A 2,601-nucleotide genomic window follows, 5' to 3' on the forward strand; every position below is an offset into this window, starting at 1 on the left:
ACATCCTGATTCATGCGCCGCATCATGTAGATCCGCGTATCCCCTATTATCATCTTGAAGCAGCTTATGAAGACCTGCGCTCGGCCTATGGTATCTACCTACATGAAATGCGTTTTAGTTTTAGATCCGTGCGCCGGATATTCAGCACCTGCAAACTCTATGATTATGACGCAAAGCAATGGATGAGCTTCCGTTCCGGACGCAGCTGGATTGAACAAAAAGCCACTGAGAGGAGTGTTTCGAGAGATGCCAGCGTTTACCCCGGAAAAACGGCTTATTGATTATTCGTCATCTGCATAGATGTTAGGCTGTGCATGCAAATTATCCGAAGCGGTGTTCAGAGCCTGAAGATGCAAAATCTTCAGGAGCCGCATGACGATCGGGTAAAGAAGAACAGCAGATACTGCCAGATAGACAATGCCCGAGTACAAAGCGAAGGCACTGGCAAACAGTTTTGCGGCTGTCCCATGCAGACTGGACACCGGACCCATGCCACTGAGAATCATGCTGGCATTGAGCAGGCTGTTGATCCAATTGATTTGTCCCAGAAAATGGTAACCCAGGATACCGACCCCCAAAGAGATGGTCATAAAACCCAAACCAATGGCGGTGTAGCGGAGCTGGTGCCAAATAAACTCCGTTCGACTGCGCAGACGGATGCTTTGCAGATGAAGTGGTTTATACCTATTGGGCATTGCCATAATACCGACGGTACCAGTCCACAAATTGCTGCAATCCTGCACGCAAGGGCGTGTCCGGAGCGAAAGCGACGGCCTCCTGAAGAGCAGAGACATCCGCGTAAGTAGCCACCACATCGCCATCCTGCATGGGCAGCCATTCGATTTCTGCTTTTTTATCCAGACACTCTTCCAGCGTTTGAATAAAGTCCGTCAGGGCTACTGGTGTATGATTACCGATATTGTGTATCTGAAAAGGCGCGGCACTTGATGCCGGATCCGCAGGCCAGTTTGCCTGTGGACCGGGGATTTTCGGAACAAGACGGGTGATCCCTTCTATAATATCGTCAATATACGTAAAATCCCGCTGCATTTTTCCATGATTGAATACCGGAATTTTTTCACCGGCAAGAATTTTGCGGGTAAAGCTGAAATACGCCATGTCCGGCCTTCCCCAGGGACCATAAACGGTAAAAAAACGCAGACCCGTACAGGGAATGCCATACAGGTGCGCATAACTGTGAGCCATCAACTCCCCTGCCCGCTTGGTGGCCGCATAAAGGCTGACTGGATGATCCACCGGATCGTGAACACTGTAAGGGAGTTGACTATTAGCACCATAGACCGAACTGGAAGACGCAAAAAGCAGATGTCCGACTTTTTGTGCCCGACATCCCTCAAGGATGTGCAAGAAACCGGTCACATTACTGTCCACATAACTGTGTGGAGCCTGCAATGAATAACGCACACCAGCCTGAGCGGCCAGATGGATTACCACATCAAAATGCGGTCCCGCAAAAAGTGTTTCCATAGCGGAGCGATCTGCCAGATCGATTTTTTTAAACTGAAAAGCTGGATGACCTTCCAGTTGCGCGAGACGATCTTTTTTGAGGTTAGGATCATAATAGTCGTTAAGATTATCAATCCCCTGCACAATCCATCCATCGGCCAGCAAACGCCGCGCCAGGTGAAACCCAATGAATCCGGCAACGCCGGTGATAAGTACCCGCGTTTCCATTATTGGTCCCGTTCAGCCAGCCAGTCGATGTATCGTTCCACTCCCTGTTCTACAGAGAGAAAGGTTTTGCTATAACCGGCAGCGCGTAATTGGTGAATATCTGCCTGTGTGAAACTTTGATATTTACCATGCAGTGCTTCTGGCATGCTGATATAGCGAATGGTTTGGGATTTTTGCAGGCCGGGTAAATCGTGAGTTTCCTCACCGGCCATGCGCCGCATACTGTTGACCACAGTGACAGCCACATCATTGAAGCTTTGAGCCTGCCCCGTGCCCACGTTATAAATACTGCTGCGTGGATGATCCAGAAAGTGCATATTGACGGACACCACGTCATCTACGTGAATAAAATCTCGACGTTGCTCACCATCCGCATAACCTGCGCTGCCCGCGAACAGATGCACATGCCCATCCAGCCGATATTGCCTGTAAAAATGCATCGCCACAGAAGCCATACGGCCCTTATGAAACTCCCGGGGACCATAGACATTGAAGTAGCGAAATCCATGTACCGGGGCCTTCAACTCGTTCCACATGCGCCGTAAATACTGGTCAAACTGAAACTTGCTGAAACCATAAATATTCAGGGGAGATTCGGCTTGGCGTTCTTCCGTAAAACTTCCGGTCATACCGTAAACAGAAGCACTGGAAGCATACAGAAAAGGAACATTATGCCGTTGACACCAATGCAGTAACGCCTTGCTGAAAGCATAATTGTTTTCCATGACATAACGCCCATCCGTAGCCATGGTATCGGAACAGGCGCCTTCATGGAAAACGGCTTCAACGCCTTGCAGCTGATCTCTCTCAATCAACTCCAGAAGACGCTCAGCTTCCATGTAGTCGGCAATTTCCAGATCGGTGAGGTTGAGAAACTTGTCAGCGCGAGTCAGGTGGTCGACCACG

3 protein-coding genes and 1 pseudogene are annotated in these 2,601 nt (G+C 49.5%); 1 reads left to right on the plus strand and 3 read right to left on the minus strand.

The window, feature by feature from the left end; all coding sequences use genetic code 11:
• Window positions 1-281: pseudogene (locus tag AC2VLY_RS00375) on the plus strand (fatty acid desaturase); the annotation flags it as partial.
• Here AC2VLY_RS00375 and AC2VLY_RS00380 read toward each other — a convergent pair.
• From AC2VLY_RS00380 to rfaD, 3 genes are all read right to left on the minus strand, one after another.
• Window positions 282-695 (minus strand): hypothetical protein, encoded by a 414-nt coding sequence (locus AC2VLY_RS00380; protein ID WP_486892693.1) that lies wholly within the window; start codon window positions 693-695, stop codon window positions 282-284.
• The gene (locus AC2VLY_RS00385) at window positions 685-1,695 is read right to left on the minus strand and encodes an NAD-dependent epimerase (RefSeq protein ID WP_010642857.1); all 1,011 of its coding nucleotides are present in this window, start codon (window positions 1,693-1,695) and stop codon (window positions 685-687) included. Before AC2VLY_RS00385 ends, AC2VLY_RS00380 begins: the two co-directional genes overlap by 11 nt.
• Window positions 1,695-2,601 (minus strand): ADP-glyceromanno-heptose 6-epimerase (gene rfaD / locus AC2VLY_RS00390; protein ID WP_486921580.1); only part of this gene is annotated, 907 nt, incomplete at its 5' end. The genes rfaD and AC2VLY_RS00385, both read right to left, overlap by 1 nt.

The sequence above is a fragment of the Acidithiobacillus sp. TH-A36 genome (assembly GCF_057473445.1).